The organism is Alcanivorax sp. HI0044 (genome assembly GCF_001634945.1).
Map to the genome: position 1 here is coordinate 1 of NZ_LWEZ01001391.1, position 1,222 is coordinate 1,222.

At 57.9% G+C, this 1,222-nt stretch carries 1 protein-coding gene and 1 pseudogene; one reads left to right on the forward strand and one right to left on the reverse strand.

Going from position 1 to position 1,222, the window contains the following annotated elements; genetic code table 11:
• On the reverse strand, positions 1–219 hold a 219-nt coding region (locus tag A3730_RS20545; RefSeq protein ID WP_197477552.1), incomplete at its 3' end, for a glutathione S-transferase N-terminal domain-containing protein.
• Between the two features lie 244 nt (positions 220–463).
• Here A3730_RS20545 and A3730_RS20550 point away from each other — a divergent pair.
• A pseudogene (locus A3730_RS20550) lies at positions 464–1,222 on the forward strand (acetyl-CoA C-acyltransferase); the annotation flags it as partial.

Sequence of the window (1,222 nt, forward strand, 5' to 3'; positions counted from 1 at the left end):
GCGGTACCGGTCACCGCCTTTGGGGCAGGGGAACATCATCACGTCCAGATCCAGATCGGTTAGCGCTTCGCGAACCAGCCGGCAGAAGGGGCAGCCTTCCATGTCGTAGAGCTCCAGCGGCTCCTCCGGGCGGTTGCTGTGCCCTTTGCTGGCAATGCCCCGGCCCTGTTGAAGCGTGGAAGACAGCAGGGAACGGAAGACTTCTGTGCTGTGTGACATGGCGGATACTCCTGAAACGAATTGCCGCGACCTTAGCACGGGTGCACGGTCATTCATTGGCCGCACCGACATGATATTTTTCAATGACTTGCAGCCTTGCCCGTTCCGCTCACCGGCGCTGTTAACTCATGTCATTGAGACATTGGGGTGGCTGGGGCACTCTTGCCACCCTATACCGGGCTCCCAAGCCCTTCATAACCCGTCAGCAAACGCTGATACATGCCTGAGGCAAGAGGAAGGTTCCATGACCGAAGCCTATATCTATGATGCCATCCGTACTCCCCGTGGTCGGGGCAAGAAAGATGGCTCTTTGCATACGGTTAAGCCGCTGGATCTCGTAGTAGGCCTGATCGATGAAGTAAAAGACCGTTTTCCGAATATGGATACCAACCGCATTGATGATGTGCTGTTGGGTGTGGTGACCCCGGTCGGCGACCAGGGTGCCTGTATCGCCAAGACGGCGGCCCTGGCCGCAGGGCTGCCGGATACGGTAGCGGGTTATCAGTTGAACCGTTTCTGCGCATCTGGCCTGGAAGCAGTGAATACCGGGGCCCAGAAAGTGGCATCCGGTTGGGATGACCTGATTCTTGCCGGTGGTGTGGAATCCATGAGTCGTATCCCCATGGGGTCTGACGGGGGTGCCTGGGCAATGGACCCGATTACCAACTACAAGACCGGTTTTGTTCCCCAGGGGATTGGTGCGGACCTGATCGCCACCATCGAAGGCTGGAGCCGTCGTGACGTGGACGAGTTTGCCGCTGAATCCCAATCCCGTGCAGCCAATGCCTGGGAAAAAGGCTATTTCGAGAAATCCGTAGTGCCGGTGAAAGACCTCAACGGCATGACGGTTCTGGATCGTGACGAGCACGTTCGCGCCGGCACTACCGCCGACGCCCTGGCAGGCCTGAACCCCTCTTTTGCCATGATGGGCGAAATGGGCGGTTTTGATGCGGTTGCCCTGCAGAAGTATCACTGGCTGGAAAAGGTTAACCACGTCCACCAT